The 17,290-nt window shown below is 57.6% G+C and carries 15 protein-coding genes; 14 read left to right on the top strand and 1 reads right to left on the bottom strand.

Annotated elements, in window-relative coordinates; translation table 11 throughout:
* Positions 1 to 152: 152 nt before the first annotated feature.
* Both H0241_RS18900 and H0241_RS18895 read left to right on the top strand, forming a co-directional pair.
* On the top strand, positions 153 to 1,058 hold the full coding sequence (locus tag H0241_RS18900; protein ID WP_181059162.1) for an N-acetylglucosamine kinase: 906 nt from the start codon (positions 153 to 155) through the stop codon (positions 1,056 to 1,058).
* 3 nt (positions 1,059 to 1,061) lie between these two features.
* Positions 1,062 to 2,060, top strand: a complete 999-nt coding sequence (locus H0241_RS18895; RefSeq protein ID WP_181059161.1) for an SIS domain-containing protein — start codon at positions 1,062 to 1,064, stop codon at positions 2,058 to 2,060.
* 379 nt (positions 2,061 to 2,439) lie between these two features.
* Here the strand turns inward: H0241_RS18895 and H0241_RS18890 are convergent, their stop codons facing one another.
* Complete coding sequence (locus H0241_RS18890; protein WP_155936649.1) at positions 2,440 to 3,267, bottom strand: MurR/RpiR family transcriptional regulator; 828 nt, start codon at positions 3,265 to 3,267, stop codon at positions 2,440 to 2,442.
* A 987-nt stretch (positions 3,268 to 4,254) separates the two neighbouring features.
* On the opposite strand from H0241_RS18890, the gene H0241_RS18885 reads away from it, so the two are divergent.
* The 12 genes from H0241_RS18885 to H0241_RS18830 all read left to right on the top strand — a co-directional run bounded on the left by H0241_RS18885 (position 4,255) and on the right by H0241_RS18830 (position 16,904).
* Positions 4,255 to 5,514 carry an NAD(P)/FAD-dependent oxidoreductase gene (locus H0241_RS18885; RefSeq protein ID WP_181059160.1) on the top strand — a complete coding sequence of 420 codons (1,260 nt, stop codon included), beginning with the start codon at positions 4,255 to 4,257 and terminating at the stop codon, positions 5,512 to 5,514.
* A 40-nt stretch (positions 5,515 to 5,554) separates the two neighbouring features.
* Positions 5,555 to 6,634, top strand: a complete 1,080-nt coding sequence (locus H0241_RS18880; RefSeq protein WP_181059159.1) for an ABC transporter ATP-binding protein — start codon at positions 5,555 to 5,557, stop codon at positions 6,632 to 6,634.
* 200 nt (positions 6,635 to 6,834) lie between these two features.
* Positions 6,835 to 8,073 (top strand): ABC transporter substrate-binding protein, encoded by a 1,239-nt coding sequence (locus H0241_RS18875; RefSeq protein ID WP_181059158.1) that lies wholly within the window; start codon positions 6,835 to 6,837, stop codon positions 8,071 to 8,073.
* Between the two features lie 66 nt (positions 8,074 to 8,139).
* Positions 8,140 to 9,012, top strand: a complete 873-nt coding sequence (locus H0241_RS35680; RefSeq protein ID WP_181059157.1) for a carbohydrate ABC transporter permease — start codon at positions 8,140 to 8,142, stop codon at positions 9,010 to 9,012.
* Positions 9,009 to 9,848 carry a carbohydrate ABC transporter permease gene (locus H0241_RS18865; RefSeq protein ID WP_050596680.1) on the top strand — a complete coding sequence of 280 codons (840 nt, stop codon included), beginning with the start codon at positions 9,009 to 9,011 and terminating at the stop codon, positions 9,846 to 9,848. Before H0241_RS35680 ends, H0241_RS18865 begins: the two co-directional genes overlap by 4 nt.
* A gap of 353 nt (positions 9,849 to 10,201) precedes the next feature.
* Positions 10,202 to 11,035 (top strand): MurR/RpiR family transcriptional regulator, encoded by an 834-nt coding sequence (locus H0241_RS18860; RefSeq protein ID WP_235984354.1) that lies wholly within the window; start codon positions 10,202 to 10,204, stop codon positions 11,033 to 11,035.
* Between the two features lie 72 nt (positions 11,036 to 11,107).
* Complete coding sequence (locus H0241_RS18855) at positions 11,108 to 12,256, top strand: ABC transporter ATP-binding protein (RefSeq protein ID WP_027038913.1); 1,149 nt, start codon at positions 11,108 to 11,110, stop codon at positions 12,254 to 12,256.
* A 1-nt stretch (position 12,257) separates the two neighbouring features.
* On the top strand, positions 12,258 to 13,211 hold the full coding sequence (locus H0241_RS18850) for a carbohydrate ABC transporter permease (RefSeq protein ID WP_027038914.1): 954 nt from the start codon (positions 12,258 to 12,260) through the stop codon (positions 13,209 to 13,211).
* The gene (locus tag H0241_RS18845; protein WP_181059156.1) at positions 13,208 to 14,041 is read left to right on the top strand and encodes a carbohydrate ABC transporter permease; all 834 of its coding nucleotides are present in this window, start codon (positions 13,208 to 13,210) and stop codon (positions 14,039 to 14,041) included. The genes H0241_RS18850 and H0241_RS18845 overlap by 4 nt, the downstream gene beginning before the upstream one ends.
* Positions 14,042 to 14,188: 147 nt before the next feature.
* A complete protein-coding gene (locus H0241_RS18840; RefSeq protein ID WP_328824754.1) occupies positions 14,189 to 15,334 on the top strand; it encodes an ABC transporter substrate-binding protein in 1,146 nt (381 codons plus the stop codon).
* Positions 15,335 to 15,393: 59 nt separating this feature from the next.
* Positions 15,394 to 16,203 (top strand): phosphodiesterase, encoded by an 810-nt coding sequence (locus H0241_RS18835; protein ID WP_032901351.1) that lies wholly within the window; start codon positions 15,394 to 15,396, stop codon positions 16,201 to 16,203.
* Positions 16,200 to 16,904 carry an HAD family hydrolase gene (locus H0241_RS18830; protein WP_027038917.1) on the top strand — a complete coding sequence of 235 codons (705 nt, stop codon included), beginning with the start codon at positions 16,200 to 16,202 and terminating at the stop codon, positions 16,902 to 16,904. The genes H0241_RS18835 and H0241_RS18830 overlap by 4 nt, the downstream gene beginning before the upstream one ends.
* Positions 16,905 to 17,290 lie beyond the last annotated feature (386 nt).

The following is a 17,290-nucleotide window of genomic DNA, read 5'->3' as shown; positions in this document are numbered from 1 at the left end:
GCCCAGTGGCGCCGCTAGCTTGCGCACTCCTCATGCCTGAATTTCAATCATGGCTTAGTTGAATTCGACCGGCGATAAAAATTCCCTTCTCATTCTCATCACAAGATGGTAAAAATCATCATATGCGAACCAGTGCACGGTGCGGTGTGTGAATGTTGGTCCCAATTGGCATCGATGTCGGCGGTACCAAGACGCATATGCGAGTCAGCCCTAGGTCATCTCAGGCCAGGGACTTGATCTTGCCCAGTGCCGATTGGCGGCCCGCGGGCTCATCTCATTCCGTGAAGGGCCTGGCCGACCTCCTCATCCATTTTCTGGACGGAGACCTGCCGTCTGCAATCGTAATCGGCGCTCATGGTTGTGACGATGATTTGGAGTGCAGTCAATTTCGTGCGCAATTCGAGGCGTTTTTTGATTGCCCGATAATGGTCGTCAACGATGCCGAATTGTTCGGACCAGCCATGGGATTTCACAATTGCATAGGCGTTGTAGCCGGGACAGGGTCGATTGCAGTTTCTCGCGACGGCCTTGGCCGCATGCAGGTCGCTGGCGGATGGGGCTGGATAATTGGCGATGAGGGAAGTGCGCCAGGATTGGTGCGAGAAGCGGCGAAAGCTGCTCGATTGCACATCGATCGGGGCGGCTCCTGTGCGGAACCGCTAGTGGCGATTCTGTGCAGCGCATTCCAACTCGACCGACCTACCCACTTGGGCACGGCGCTTGCTGAAGAAGGTAGTGCTGCAGATCTGGGCCGGCACGCTCCGCGGGTCTTTGAAGCCGCGGAGGCCGGCTCAACATTGGCGAGGCGAGTGATTGACGAGGGTGCGGCTGCGTTGGCGCAACTTGTCCGGCATCTCAACTTATCGGGCGTCGGTGTCGAGAACGTTGTGGCTGGCGGTGCAGTCATCTTGGGCCAGAGACTGCTGGCGACAGCATTCCTGCGAGAGATGAGGGCTCGATTTGACGAGAATATTTCCGTCCGTTTTTTGGACCGTGCCCCGGTCGAGGGCGCTTGCCATATCGCCGAAAAACTCTCTTTCACTTGCACAGGGAAATGATGCATGTCTTATAGGTCAACCATCTCACGTCAGCCTAAGCAGTTCTCGCATATTAGCGAAGTGGTAAGCGCCCAATTGCGCAATTTTGACTGCGCTCCCTTCAGGGAAGGCTCCTTGGTTCTCACAGGAATTGGTGCCAGCTACGAGGCGGCGGTTGTCGTAGCTGGTGAACTTCAACGTCGTGGCAAGAGGGCCGCTCCGTGGCGCGCCGTCGACCTAATGGAGCCCGGCAACCCGGGCGACGCCATCATTGCTTTTTCAGCCGGCGGTAGAAGCATCGAGCCGATCTCGGCTATCCGATCCCATGCGAACTTGCCATCCGTGGCAATAACCAGCGAAGGAAATGATCCTCTTTCGCGCACCGCGTCCGCGAGCCTACGATTTGAATGCGGACCAGATGCTCTTCCCTCGGCTACTGGCTACACAGGCTCAGTCATGGCGGGCGGATTGCTCGTCGACGCGCTATGCGACGGCGGGGAGTTCGATTGGAAAGACATGCCGTCGATCGCCGCAGACGTATTGGATAGCTCTTCCAAAAAAATGCAAGCCGCTCTGGAGATATTTCGGAACCGCCGCGCAATCGATAGTGTTGGAGCTTTATCCGGTTTTGGCACTGCGGGAGAAGCCTGCCTGCTGCTGCGTGAGGCAGCAAGAATCCCCACCGGCAGAGAGGACACCTTACACTATTTGCACGGCCCTATGGAATCGATGGACGAAAAAACCGGTGTGGTCATCTTCGGTGACGCCAGAGAAATCAAATTAGCTCACGACCTGGCGGAGATCGGCTGCTCAGTACTGTTGGTGACCGCCGATAATGCGGTGGACGATCGGCGCAACCTTGTTGTGGTCAAAGTTCCAGATCTCAAGAATCGGGCGGCGCGCTCAATCGTCGACATTTTGCCGGCGCAATTGCTGGCCGCCGAACTGTCCGATGCGGCGGGCCTGACAGACACGCCATTTCGGTATTCGCAGTCTGATACAAAGGTACTTGAGGCTTTCTAGCGGAACCGTCGTTGAACGCTTGTGGAGCTCCTTCCACTCGTTGCTGGCAGGCTGGCTCGCGTCGATGAATTTTCGTCGCCAAGGACTGGCTGTCCGATGAAACGCCAGTGAAGACATGCCGTCAGGGCTGCGCCCGATATGGCAGCATGCAAGTGCGCGTTCGCACTGGGGCAGAGCCGCGATCGAGTCTCAAACATTGGCCCCGCGATAGAGGCTGAATGATTGGCACTTGCGACGGCTCCGCACTGTCGCTCGTTTTCTCGCGCGAGGTAAGCAATGGTGTTGCTGGATTTTGAGCATAGGTATCGAACGGACCTGAAGTCAAAAGCAGCACTCGGGACGTTCCTGACGGAGCGCTGCGGACCGGGACCAAGATGCGTCAATAGCTTTTGTCGATTGTCGCTTCTGCGGTAGCTTGCATGGAGATGCCAGCCTGCTTCGAGGTCTTGGCAATCATGGACGTAAGCAAGTCAAGAATGAGATATTGCCCAGCCGTGCGCAGGAAGAAGCCTCTCATTATTGGCGTGTCGGATGAAGCTGATGCCAGCACAGCGTTGGCGTGCGCTACTATCGGGCTCCGGATGTGGCTGGTGATGGCAATCGTGAAAGCGCCAGTCGCCTTTGCGGCAACGATCGCGTTAATCGTCTCTTTAGTTGATCCGGACTCGGAAATGGCAATTGCGACCTGCTTGGGCCCAAGCCCGACCGCACTCATGATTGCCAGGTGAGGGTCGTCAAGAACGCGTGATATGAGACCCAAGCGTGTGAAGGAGTAATGTGCATAGCGCGCAACGCTTGCCGATCCCGCAACGCCGTATAGATCAATGCTTGTTGCCTTGACTATGTGTTTTGCTGCGGAGGAAAGCTGCGACCGGTCGAGCAAGTCGCCGGTGCGTGTTAGAGCGGTTATCACCTCCGAAAGTGCATCTTCGACAATATCTCCCGAGGGAGTGCGAACCTCCTTTGCCCGCCCGCTCGACAGTTCGATGCCGAGAGCCAACTTAAAGCGCTGGAAGCTTGTGAAGCCGATATCCCGACAGAAACGCAAAACGCTTGCTTCGCTGGCGCCCGCACCATCCGCGACCTCCGTAATCGTCTGGTTTACGACGACGGACGGATCCTTGAGAACATACTCTCCGATGCGAAGGAGCGCGGGGCTAAGGCTTGGTTGAGATGAGCGAAGCCGGGCAATGACGTTTTCCTGCATAATGACCACCCCACCCTAATCTTAGATCGAATCAAGCGGCAATTCACCAAAGGTGGCTGACATATTGAAAATTTTCAGCAGGAACGCCAACCCCAAGCTAAGATTTTTTCCGCCGCTCCGCAATTGCTGCACTGTCGACGTCGCACCTCGCCTCAACACCGGAACGACGTTCGACGCCTGGCCGGTAGCTGTGAGCGACAGGGTTGCCTTGGCCTGTTTCGTCTCGGTTAAGATTGATCGCGTGTTGTCGAAGCCGCGCCCGCCGGTTGCGGGGGAGGGGCACGTGGGCGGTTAGTTCGCACTTCGCCATCGGATGGCGCCCACACTGCATCGTCGCCTCAACGTGTGCGATAGTGATGGCGCATGCTGCTCGGACGGAAGGTGCCCGCTTCGCGCTTTCTCGCCCGGACACTTGCTTGATGTGCATGACCCGCCGGGATCGCGAGGACACGTGGCGCCGGCGCCGCCCCTTTAGCATCAAAGACAACCGACCAGGCTATGGCATCTGGCGCGACGGCAACTTGGTCCGCGAGCGCGAGTTCGCCGATATTGCCCGCTATCGTTGCGCAATCGCAGAGGCGTTTGTTAGGGGCGAACCAGCACTGCGATCCCGCCGCATCGTAGGGCGGATCGGGCTCTGATGCCGGCAAGACTCGGGGAGAGAAAAAAATAAGCATCACCTATTGCAAAGGTGATGAAAAAAGGCTTCAATATTTAGGTGAGCCGTTTTCATGAGTTGCCTTACCAGAGGTGTTCCCAAGAAGACGAAATGGCTTTGCCACCACCACATGTTCCATGGCGCATCCTCCCCAGCGTCAGAGCCGGCCGGGTCACGGCCGGCTCGCCTTTTGACTAAGACGGGAAGCTCAACATGCTGATCCCGAGAAAAAATGCTCGAGAAATGGGCTCGCTGGCCGAGACCGGCGTGGAACTCAATATGCGCACGAATGCGCCGTTTTAGCGTCGATAGAGAATGCAGGTGACGCGATGGATACCAGGGACGTTGTAATCGTCGGCGGCGGCATTTTCGGATGCGCGATCGCGTGGCATCTACAAGAGCGGGGTGTCACAGACATAAGCTTAATCGAACGAGACGGCCTCTTCAGTGGGACGAGTTCCGCCGCGGCCGGGTTCATTTCGATCTGGGCTGTTTCTGCCGCAACTCAAGGCGCCGAGGAAGCGCGCCTCGAGCGATATGGCCTGGAGTTCTACGCGGCACTACACGCCAGGAACGAGATCGACTTCCGGCAGAACGGCCTCTTGTGGGTGGCCGGGAATGAGGTCTCCTGGTCTCATATGCAGTCGATGGTCGCACATCCTGAGGAGCCATCAACTCATCGCCTCGACCCGGTTCAGGTTCAAGAGATTACGGGCGGCGTGGTGCCCGCGGGTCGCATACTTGGGGGCGTCCTGCAGCCGACAGCTGGACAGCTGTCGGCGTCGAAAGTAGGCCCGGCAATGGCTGAAGAGTTGAGCCGCGGAGGTCTGCGGGTCGATGCCCATTGTTCAGTGCTCAGTCTGGTGGTGCGGCAGGGAAGGGTAGTCGGCGTAGAGACTTCGGTCGGATACATCGCGACAGAACGGGTGGTCATCGCAGCCGGGGCTTGGAGCAATGCGCTGCTTGAGCCGCACGGGATCTATTTGCCTATGGTGCCGCATGTGGCGACCCGATTGATGACGAGGCCCTTGGAAATTCCTGTGTCTATGCCGGCGCTCTTTCTGACGGGAATTGCACCCGACGGCCAAAGCGGCAACGTGTTGTGGGTGCGCCAGCACGAAGGTGGGTTGGTTTTTGGTGGCATGTACACGGCCTACCCACGCGACATGTTTGTTGAAACCACAGTGCCAACTCGCTTTGACGATGTTCCCATTGACGGCGCTCTGGAAGTGCAACGTCGAGCCGACCTCGCCGTTCCTATGCTGCCTGCGTTCTCGCGCAGGTCTGGGCTAAAGGTGAAGCAGGGCGCGCCCCTTTATACGCCGGACCGTCGGCTTCTGGCGGGGGCGGTTCCTGGTATCGATGGCCTCTATGTGGCTTCGGGCGACAATGAATTTGGCATGACCCATGGCCCGGGGCTCGGCAGAGCAATGGCAGAGCACATTACAGGACACGCCGGACAGCCATGGGTGGGCTTGGAGCAATGGCGGATGGACCGGTTCGGAAAACGATACCGCAACGCCGCGCAGGTCCAGCACGACGTGGAAAAAATGCTTCGCGAGAGCAATGATGGATTTACCCTGACTTGAAATGTCCTTGCGGCCGTACCGCAATTGATGAGGAGCATGCATGGTCGATGTGTCGCTTAGAGGACTAAGTAAGTCATTTGGCTCGCACCCTGTTGTTCATGGCGTCGATTTGGATATTCAAGATGGAGAGTTTGTCGTCTTGGTCGGTCCGTCCGGTTGCGGGAAGAGTACGATCCTGAGAATGGTCGCAGGTCTGGAAGATATTACAGCTGGTGAGCTGATCCTGGGCGGCATCATGGCAAACGACCTCAGCCCAAAGGACCGCAATCTGGCAATGGTCTTCCAGGATTACGCACTTTATCCGAACATGACCGTTGCCTCCAACATTGGCTTCGGTCTGAAGATGAACAAGGTCCCGGCTGAAGCTCGGGAGAGGCGCATACGCGAGATCGCTCAGCTCCTTCAGTTGTCCGACTATCTTGAGCGCAAACCGCGCGCGCTCTCGGGCGGGCAGCGTCAGCGAGTGGCGATGGGCAGGGCGTTGGCCCGCAGTGCGCAACTATTTCTGTTTGACGAACCACTTTCAAACCTGGACGCCCAACTTCGAACCGAGGTCCGCACGCAGATCAAAATCCTGCACCAAAAACTTGGTATGACGTCGATTTTTGTGACCCATGACCAGACTGAAGCGATGACCTTGGCCGACAAGATTGTCTGTCTTCACGGGGGTAAGATCGCGCAAACCGGAACGCCAGAAGAGCTTTACAATGAGCCGAAAAATCTCTTCGTTGCATCGTTCATCGGATCCCCTCAGATTAATATCATCGAAGCTGAATTGGATGGCGATATTCTGACCCTGAGCGATGGACAAACATTAAGCTTGGCCCAGAAACCTATCGCTAAATCGTCGAAAAGAAGGGTTTTAGTCGGCATTAGGCCCGAGGACATTACCGACGAAAGTCGCATAGGCACCATCAACAAATCCAAAGGGCTGAGGGTCGATTATCTCATTTCGGAGACGCTCGGTTCAGACACATTCATAATAGGCCAGTTGGGCGGTGCTCGAGTCACAGCACGTTGCGCCCCGACGGTGAGGCATATGCCCGGTTCGACAGTCTTGCTGCATGCCAATGCGGAGCGCTTGCACCTGTTCGATCCTGAAACAGGGCGGCGCATGTGAGTTTCTTCCGAGCCCGGTCAGCGAGGCTCTTGTCATTCGGTGCCGAAAACATAGGCGCTACAGTTTAACACAAGACAGGTGAGAACAGTCGTCTTCTCGTAAGCCCTTGATGTCTCGCTTGCCGCAGCTGGCACTAGCGATCGATTATCTCCGGCCATTCTGAAAGAAATGAAATTTACACAATATATGAAGGGAAAGTCATGACGCTTTTCAAATCGCTGGTGAGCGCATCGGTGCTTGCATGCCTAATTAGCACCTCCGTTGCTGCCGAAGAAATAAACCTGTTTCTTATCCCGAGCCCGTCCTCTACCGCAATCCAGTCGTTTATTCCGGAATTTGAACGCAAAACAGGCATAACGGTGAACGTCACGGAGGTACCATACGGGGAGGCACATCAGAAGCTGCTGCTGTCCGTCCAATTGCACCAGGGGCAATACGACATTGCACAATTCGACAACTCGTTTCTTGCTGCATTCGGAGCCGCTGGAGTCATGGCTCCGCTGGACGACCACTTGGCGACTTCCTCCGTGTACGACATCGGTGACTTCGCGGTAGGGCAGCAAGATTACGGAAAATATGACGGAAAGACGCTCGGGCTGACGCTTTCTACCGAGCCGATGATCCAATGGTACCGCACAGACATCTACGCCGAACTCGGCCTGAAGCCAGCCACCACTTGGGCAGAGTTCGAGTCTAATGCCAAAGCTGTCAAAGAGGCCGGCAAAGGCGACGGCGCGATGTTCGGCTGGGGACCCAACGCAAGTTGGTGGTGGATGACCCTTGTGTGGAGTTTTGGAGGTCACCTGTACGACGAACAGTTGCGCCCCACGGTCAACACTGCTGAAGCTGTCACTGCGACGCGCTATTTCAAGGAAATGTTGGCCTACGGTCCGGCTGGAGGCATCTCCGCCACCGGCGATGACGTTGCCAACAAGTTCCTGTCAACCAACGTCGGAGCGATGATACAATATTCGGGCTATTGGGGCATGGCGCTGGATCCAGCGAACAGCCAACACGTAGGGAAAATTGGCACTGCCAAGATGCCCATGGGCTCCGTCGACGTGACCCACCTTGCCGGCTGGAATATTGGCATTCCCAGCGACGCCAGGGATCCGGACGCAGCGTGGAAGTTCCTTGAGTTTGTCCTTGGGAAGCCGAATGCCAGGGCTTATCTGTTGGCCGGTGCTGCTGCGATCGGCCGTAAATCAGTGACCAACGATGCCGAGCTTTTGGCGATTCACCCATACTTGCCGCTTCTGAACATACCCGCCAGCTCCAGAATCGAGCGTTTCCCGCAACTTCGAGTGTGGCCGGAAATGGAAAAGGCGATCCTCGACGCCTTGCCGCCGATGCTGGATGGCAGCACGGATATCCAAGGTGGCCTGGATGCGCTCAACGAGAAACTAAAGCCCATACTTGCCCAGGAAAAGGCGCCGTAATGGCCTCTTTGACCCGCGACCGCTGTCGCCAGCCGTTAGTGTGGAAGCAGATGGGAGGCGCGGCCAGTGAGTGAGTCTACAAGACGCCGTTCGGCGGAATTTCTGGTCGCGCCGAGTTGGGTGCTGCTGCTCGCAGTTTTTGCTGCTCCAATTCTTGCAGCATTGTATCTGTCGTTCCGAAACGAAACGCTGGGAGCTTTTTCTGCCCCGCAATTTGTCGGCTTCGGGAACTACATCGCGGCCCTTTGGGATCCGCGCTTCTGGGACTCGTTGAGGACAACGCTCACGCTGATAGCGATTGGATTGCTGATCCAGTTACCTGTAGGCGTCGCCCTCGCGATCATCCTGGAAAAAAATCTGCGCGGCACCCGTTTGTTTCGAACGGTGCTTGTCGTGCCGATGTTGCTTACGCCGGTCGCCGTGGGACTCATCTGGCGCTTTATGTTTGACGCCGATCTCGGCGTTATAAATTGGGCACTCAGCCTGGTTGGCATGGATGGCCCGAATTGGCTTGGTGCACGTTGGCCTGCAATTGCCGCTATCTCAATTGTCGACAGCTGGCAATCGGTACCCTTCATTATGCTAACAGTCCTGGCCGCCCTGGCTAATCAATCAAAAGGGCCGCTCGAGGCGGCAGCGATAGACGGCGCAACTCAATTGCAAACTCTCTTTTACGTGACCCTGCCGTCCATCAGCAATGTCCTGTTGGTCATCATAACAATAAGGATAATCGATGGTATGAAGATGTTTGACCTCATCTTCATAGTAACGTCAAAGGGTGGGCCTGGGACGGCGACTCAAACGCTTGGCATGTTGGTCTACAATACCGGGTTCGGCTTCTTCCAAACGTCGCGGGCGGCCGCCCTCGGTATCGTAATGGTCGTACTGATTGCCCCTGTTTATGTTCTCTGGCGCAAAGCGGATCGGGTATCAAGATGAGCTTTGCGAGAAGAAAGCGAATATCGGCGGCCTTGTCGTATGCTGTTCTGCTATTGGCAGCGTTCCTCTCGCTTTTCCCGGTATTTTGGACGATCACAACATCGATAAAGCAGCGTGCAGACACCTTCGTGTTGCCGCCGAAGTTTATCTGGTTCGATCCGACCCTCAAGAATTATTCGGCCATTTTCCATACCCGCGGCTTTGGTCAAATTTACCTCAACACCATCCTTGTGACGCTTGGGTCGACCGCTTTGTGTGTGATGCTCAGCACACTTGCGGCCTACGCGCTCTCTCGGACGCCTCGCTTCGTGAGCCGAGCGCCACTGGAAATTTCGCTGGTCTTAGTACGCGCCATTCCAGCAATCGTACTCATGGTTCCTCTTTTTCACATAACGTCGCAGCTGGGGGTCTATGATAGCCGTGTTGCGCTGATTGTTATGTACGCCACTATCAACATGCCTTTCGCAACGTGGTTGATGAGTTCGTTTGTTGGCCAAGTGCCAGTCGCCCTGGAGCAAAGCGCCGCGATAGATGGGGCGGGGCAAGTCGCGACCTTTTGGTATGTCGTGCTGCCGCTGCTCTTGCCTGGCATCGCAGCAAGCACGATCTTTGTTGCGCTTTTCACTTGGAACGAGTTCTTGATTCCAGTCATGTTGGCGGGGAATTCGGCCAAGACCCTACCTGTCTTCATATCCGGCTTTATCTCCGCTCGGAACCTTGACTGGGGACCGATGGCCGCCGCCTCGTCTCTTGCGATAATTCCTATAACGATCGTTACAGTAGTTGCTCAGCGGGCCTTGATCTCGGGAATGAGCTCGGGCGCTCTGAAGGGGTAAAATTCGGCGCAGTCGACATCGCGTTTTCCATGCTGATCTGCCATAGAAATTCGTCTGGTTTGAAGGCCCGGTCAGGTGTAGATGTAGCTAGCGACGATCAGGCTCAGCTACTGCGACGCCGATGGGTACCTTGGCCCTCGCTCCACGCAGCGGCTCGAAACGAAGTCTTCAGCGGATCACCGCAAGGCATGTGCTTGTGAGGGGGGGGCAGCATTGGTCGATGAGCACCACGGCGGTGCAAGGTGGAATTTCTCCGGTATTTGCAAATTTCTGCATCTCGATTGTATTCAGTGCCAATGAATTTCCCCGCTTGCTAGGAGACATCCGTTTCCGCTGAGCGCCAAGGAACAGGCATGAAGGCAATGAACATCAACTCACCTGCAACGATAGCGGCATCGCACGAGAGCATCTTGGCTCGCCTGCAGGACGACATCGACCGCTTGCCCAATGCGCTCGCTCGCATTGCCAAATACATTCTGGAAAACCCGGAAAAGGTGCTGCACCAATCCGTTGCGGAGTTAGGTGAATTTGCGGCAAGTGGTGAAGCCAGCATATTGCGGCTTTGCCGGCAGATAGGCTTTTCCGGCTTCCGCGACTTCAAGCTCGCATTGGCGGCCGAGATTGGCCGCCCGGGACTCCCCTCCACGGGTGCTGGAACTGCGGATAGCGCTCTGCAATCGTTGCACGACACGATGGCGCAAAACCTCGGCATCGCACATAACAATGCCGACCCCGAAACCCTGGCGAAGGTAGCCGCTGCGCTTGCGGCAAGCCGACGGATCGATCTTTACGGGGCGGGAATGTCTGGTATGACGGCAGAACTGCTTGCCTACCGGCTTTTACGTGTCGGGCTAACGGCTTTCGCGTTCAGAAACTCCACCATGGCTCACGAAGTCGCCAGCGGGCTTGGTCCCGGCTGCGTTGCGATTGGTCTCTCGATCTCCGGCCTGACAGTTGACACGGTCCAGTTCCTCAAGGGCGCCCGTTCGGCGGGGGCACTGACCGTCGCCATCACAAACCGCGCCCGCAGCCCACTCGAGAAGGCGGCTGACCTCACTTTGCAAGCCTCCGGCCTTCAAGACCACCCAATCGGAGGCACTCTGACGCCAGCGATTGGCAAGATCTTTGTGATCGAAAGCCTCATGCTGGCGATCGGAAAAGCAACCGAGAAATCAGTTGCCAAATGAAATAAAACTCCATAATGTCATGAAAGTGAAATAAAACACCGCTAGAAGTCGGCCAACCGAAGGGAACTCGGAATGGCAGCGTTGGACCTCCACATCGACGACATCGGCAAGCGGTATGGCGCGATTGATGTTCTGCGCGGCATCTGTCTCAACGTTGCTGCGGGGGAGTTTGTGACGCTGCTGGGCCCGTCTGGCTGCGGCAAGTCAACGCTTCTTCGGATCATCGCAGGGCTGGAGCGCGCCGACCAGGGTCATGTGCGTGCAGGCGGCAGGGAGCTGGACGCGGTTGCGCCAAAGGACCGCGATCTGGCCTTCGTGTTCCAGAGCTACGCCCTTTATCCGCATCTGAGCGTGTACGACAACATTGCAGCCCCGCTAGTCATGCGCGAGCTAAGCAGCTTGGAACGGCTTCCCGTGATTGGCGGGCTGCTGCCCGGGGCTGTCCTACGCAAACGCTCGATCCGAGAGCGGGTCGGGCAGACCTCAGCGCTGCTCAAGCTTGACGCGCTGCTAGAGCGTCGACCGTCGGCGCTGTCGGGTGGGCAGCGCCAGCGCGTGGCTTTGGGACGTGCCATGGTGCGCAAACCGAAGATCTTCCTGATGGATGAACCCTTGGCAAACCTCGACGCGGCGCTGCGCATCCATACCCGTGGCGAGATCGCGCGGCTTCACAAGGAAATGCAAACGACAACTATCTTCGTTACCCATGACCAGGCCGAGGCGGCCGCGCTTTCAGACCGTGTCGCAGTCATCTTTGGGGGCGAACTCCGTCAGGTCGCAGCCCCTGCCGATCTCTATCGGGAACCCGTCGATCTAGACGTAGCCCGGTTCCTGGCGCAGCCTTTCCTGAACGAGGTAGCAGTGGCAGCACCAATGGGCGGCGCGCTCATGATCGGTGGCAGCAGGATCATCATTCGCGACGCGCTCGGATCCGGACAGGCAGGAACGCTGGCCTTCCGCCCAGAGCACGCGACCCTGGTTGACAAGGATCAGCCGGGAGCCCTGGCGGTTTGCGTCACGCGCATCGAGCACGCTGGGATGGACGCCCATGTCTTTGTCAATGCCGAGGTCGGCGCCGAGTTTGTCGCCCGCATTTCCGCTGAGCGGGCTAGACCTCTGCGTGATGGCGATAACCTGGGACTGAACATCGACCCTGAAAACGCATGGTTCTTTCCTTCAAGCGGCTCGCGCCGGCCTGGCGATCACAGCGGGGCAGCCTGACATGGCCGTGCTCAACGACATTCCGCTCAGTCGCTTGGCTCTGAGCACTCCAGCGCGCTACCGGCCGGCTCGAGCCCAGGCGCAAGCTGGAATGATTTTATCCGTGCCGGCGATGCTGCTGCTTGTTGCCCTTGTCATAGGACCCGCCATTCTTGTCTTGTTTTTGTCCTTCACGAATGCGTCACTCGGCTTGGCCGGCATCCGATTCATCGGGCTCGCTAATTATACGCGCATGCTGACCGACCCTGGCTTTGCTCAGAGTCTGCGCAATACCGCGCTCTATGTCGCGGTGGTCGTGCCGACGTCCATCGGGTGGGGGCTGCTTGTTGCCCTTTTGATCGCCAGATCACGGTTCGCAGTTCTCTATCGAACCGCTTATTTTCTGCCCGTGGCTGCGACCTTGGTTGCTCTGGCGACCGCGTGGGAAGCGATCCTTCATCCAAGCCTGGGTTTTGCCAACACACTGCTGCAGCTTCTTGGCGCATCGCCCGTCAGGTTTCTATCCGATCCGGCGACCGCCATATATGCGCTGGCGGCAATCGGCGTGTGGCAGTTGGTGGGCTTCAACATGATCCTTTTCCTGGCCGGCCTTTCGACCATTCCAGAGGAGCTCTACGAAGCCGCCGCGATTGATGGGGCCGATAGGGGACTGAAGCGCTTCCTTCTGGTCACCTGGCCGATGCTGGCGCCGGTTACCGTATTCGTCACCGTGATGACAATCATCCGCGCCTTTTCGGTTTTCGAAACGGTTGCGGTCCTCACACAGGGAGGGCCGATGAAATCTACCTCCGTCGTTCTTTACACCTTTTATCAAGAAGGGTTCCGCTTCTTCCGCGTCGGCTATGCGTCAGCGATCTCCGTTTCTTTCTTCGTCTTCGTGACTTTCCTGTCGCTCGTCCAGATGCGTGTCTCCGAGCGCCGGGCGCGCTGGAAAGCAAGTGGAGGCCAGCCATGATCTTGGCGCAATCGTCCTCTTCCCGCATCGCCTCGCATGCCGTGCTGATGACCGGCGCGATCATCATGGTCTTCCCGTTTGTGTGGATGATCCTTGCCTCGCTGACACCACAGAGTGAGATCTTTAACGGCGACCTGCTTCCAACCCCGACCCTTCATGGCGCAATCGACAATTACGGCACTGCGCTCTCGGCAATTCCACTGCTTCGGTTCATGGCAAATGGGATTGTGGTATGCGTGGCAATTCTTGTGTTGCAGATCGCGATCGCCATCCCGTGTGGCTATGCGCTGGCTAAGCTGTCCTTCCCCGGTCGCCCAATTCTGCTTGTCGCCGTGCTGCTAGGCCTTTTGGTGCCGGTGCAGATACCAACCATCCCGATCTACATAGCCCTCGCAAAATCTGGGCTGCTCGACAGCTATGCCGCGCTGGTTCTGCCTTGGATCGTTTCGGTGTTTGCCATCTTCCTGTTCCGGCAATTCTTCGTGACCTTTCCCGATGAGGTGCTTGACGCAGCGCGGCTCGACGGTTTCAGCGAGTTATCAATTGCCTGGCGGATCATGCTGCCGGCCGCTTGGCCAGCAGTCGCCTCCTTCTCTATCTTCTCTATCGTCGCTCATTGGAACGATCTGTACTGGCCAATGGTGGTGATAACCAATCCCGACATGATGACGCCTTCGCTCGGCATCGCCTATTTCCGTCAGGCGGGCGAAGGCACCGGAAACGTCGGTGCGCTGATGGCAGGGGGCGTTCTCGTGACTGCGCCCTTGGTCGCTCTTTTCCTTCTCATGCAGAAACACTTCATCCGGGGTCTCGTGCTCGGCCGACACTAGCTCCGTTTCTGAAAACCACATCTCGAACCTTAGGAGAGCAATGTGAAGACACTTGCAATAATCCTTGCTGCCGGTATCGCAGCGGCAGTCATGCCAGCACAAGCCGAGACGAGACTCGACGTCTACTACGCCTGGCCCGAACACGAAGTGATCCACAAGCCGATCGCCGAGCGCTTCATGGCGGACCATCCGGACATCAAAATCAGCTTTCGCGCTGCTGCGCCGAGCTACGATGAAGCCGTCCAGACGTTGATCCGTCAGAGCATGGCAGGCGAGTTGCCGGACGTTCATTACGTTGGTTTCAATGTGCTGCGTCCGCTCGTCACACGCGGACTCGTAAAGCCCATCGACGACCTCGTTGCCGCGGATCACCTGACCGACAAGGGCTACACGGAACAGGTCCTGTCGCTCGCAACGATCGACGGTCATCGTTACGGTCTTCCCTTCGCCATGTCGACACCGGTCGTTTACTACAATGCCGACCTGGTGAAGCAAGCGGGCGGTGACCCCGACAAGATCCCGGCCGACTGGGACAGCTTTGTCGCACTGGCCGGCAAGATCGGAGCGCTCGGCAAGGGAACGTCGGGCATGTATTACCAGCTTGGCTCGGACGACTGGGCCACGCAGAACCTGGTCCGCAATTTCGGCGGCCAGATGATGAACGACAAGGAGAGCGACATCGCTTTTGACGGTCCTGTCGGCCAGGCTGCCGTCAAGCTGTTCAAGCGGTTTCATACCGACGGCGCTCAGCCGGCCATCGACTCCCATGCCGCCCTGCAGCTCTTCACCTCCGGCAAGCTCGGCTTCTTCTTCGCCTCTGCCGGCAGTGTGAGCGGTTTCGAAGCTGAAATTGGAGACCGGTTCAAGCTCCGGACGGCCAAGCAGCCGCTCGCCGCTGAAGATGCGACGATGCCGACCGGCGGCATGGTTGCGGTAATCCTCACCGACGATCCCGCCAAGCGCGCCGCCGCCTGGGAGTACATCAAGTTTGCCACAAGCCCCGATGGCCAGAGCATTGTCGTGCCGAACACTGGCTACATGCCGACCAATACGCTTGCTCTCGATAAGGATCATCTCGCCGGCTTCTACGACAAGCACCCGAACTGGTACACGAGCGTCCTACAGACGCCGCGCGCCCGCCCGTGGTTCTCCTGGCCTGGTGATAATGGCGTGCAAATCGGTGAGGTCCTCCGCGACGAGATGACTGCCATCGCGCTTGGATCCAAGGAACCGGAAGCTGCTCTCGCAGACATGGCGTCCGAGGTTCGCGCACTTCTGCCGAAAACCGACTGATCGTTTCATCCGGGACGCTGCACGCCCTGTGCGGCGTCCCCCCTTTTTTGGGCTTATCCATGAAACTCATTCACCTGACCGACCCTCATCTTGTGCCGCCAGGCGCCACGCTCTGCGGCTTCGATCCTGCCCAACGGCTTCGGGAGACCATCAAGCGCATTAATCGCGATCATGCCGACGCCGAGCTTTGCGTCGTCACTGGCGATCTCACCGACGACGGAGATCTCGCTTCCTACGTCCTGCTACGGGAGGTGCTGCGGGACCTGCGCGTGCCCGCTCGCCTTCTGCTGGGCAATCACGACAGCCGCGAGAATTTTATGCGCGCGTTTCCTGAAGAGCCGCGCGATGCGAATGGCTTCATTCAGTCGGCCCAAGACGGGACTGCCGGGCGCCTCATTTTTCTCGACACATTGGTGGAAGGCTTCGGTCATGGCGCTTTGGATCGCGGCCGGCTCCAATGGCTGCTGGCGCGCTTGGCAGAAAAACAGAATACGCCTGCCTATCTCTTCGCCCATCATCCGCTGCAGCCGATCGGCCTGCCGCATTTCGAGCCTTGGAACATGCAGAACTGGCAAGAGCTCATGCCGGCGATCTCAGGCGCCGGCAATATCCGGCACATTTTTCACGGGCATGTGCACGTAGATGTTGGCGGTACCTGGAGCGGCATTCCCTTCAGCGGAAGCCGCGGCGTTGCGCATCAAATCATTCCGCACTTTGCGCGCAGGGACGCAGACTTTGTCGAGGATGCCCCGGCTTTTGACGTTGCTCTGATCGACGACGATGCCGTGCTTGTGCACCGTTTCGAGGTCAGCGACAGGAATGTGGTTGAAGTCTCGCCGGCAGGTCGTTTCCCCCGGGGTAACCAATGAAGCAGCGAAAATCTCATGAACTGGTCATCTTCGATTGTGACGGTGTCTTGATCGATAGCGAAACGCTGGCAAGCCGCATCGACGCCGAGGAACTGACCCGTATCGGGTATCCCACCTCCTATTCTGACGTGGTTCTGCGCTTCACCGGCCTTTCGTCGGCGACGATGCGGAAAATGGTTGAAGAAGATTGGGGGCGCCCTCTGCCGAGCGACTTCGACACCGTCGTGCAATCGCGTATCAAGGAAAGCTATCGATCAGAACTGCAACCAATAATCGGTATTGACCAGCTCTTGCGTCAGCTATCACTACAACGCTGCGTCGCCTCGAGCAGCGCCCCCGACAAGCTGCGGCTTGGCCTTGAGCTCACAGGGCTCTGGCAGCACTTCGATCCACACGTGTTCAGTTCCGCGCTGGTAAAGGCCGGCAAACCGGCCCCGGACCTATTCCTGTTTGCCGCGGCCCGGATGAACGTCGAGCCCGAATGCTGTGTCGTTGTGGAAGACAGCATCGCAGGAGTTCGAGCTGGTGTGGCAGCGGGAATGACGGTGATCGGTTTCACCGCGGGCGGCCACTGCCTCGACGACCACGGCCAACGATTGCTGTCAGCCGGCGCTACGGTCGTCGCGCGCTCAGCTGAAGAACTTAGCGGCCTGCTTATGAGGAGCGAAGTCCAGCCCAGTTACAAAATGGCAGGAGGGTGACCCGGGTGTTAGCGTGTGCCGTAGGTGAACTGCGCTAGCTTCCCATCCACTGAGCGTCGGCAACGCCTCCAGTGTTGAGCGGTATGAAAAACGGGATCTCGAAAGACTTTCGGTGTAAGCATGCCAAGGAATTTTATAGAACCGCCGGGATCGAGATCTAGCTGAGCGCCTCCGGGACCCTGTCGGCGACATCTGGCGCGATTGAACTGCTCTGGTGGCTCACCATTCCCTCTTGTGTCGCATCGAACACATTTTCGGCCCGCCTGCAGGGTGACAACCGAGCTGTCCATACAATAGCCAGTGACGCATCGGACTACTTCCGGAACTCCTATCCGGACGGGTATTGCAATGGCCGGCCTGTATCAAGTTTGGTGCGGGATGCGGCA

The organism is Mesorhizobium neociceri (genome assembly GCF_013520985.1).
Taxonomy (GTDB): domain Bacteria; phylum Pseudomonadota; class Alphaproteobacteria; order Rhizobiales; family Rhizobiaceae; genus Mesorhizobium; species Mesorhizobium neociceri.
The sequence above is the reverse complement of the archived record's forward strand: the minus strand, read 5'-3'. Positions and strand labels throughout refer to the sequence as shown.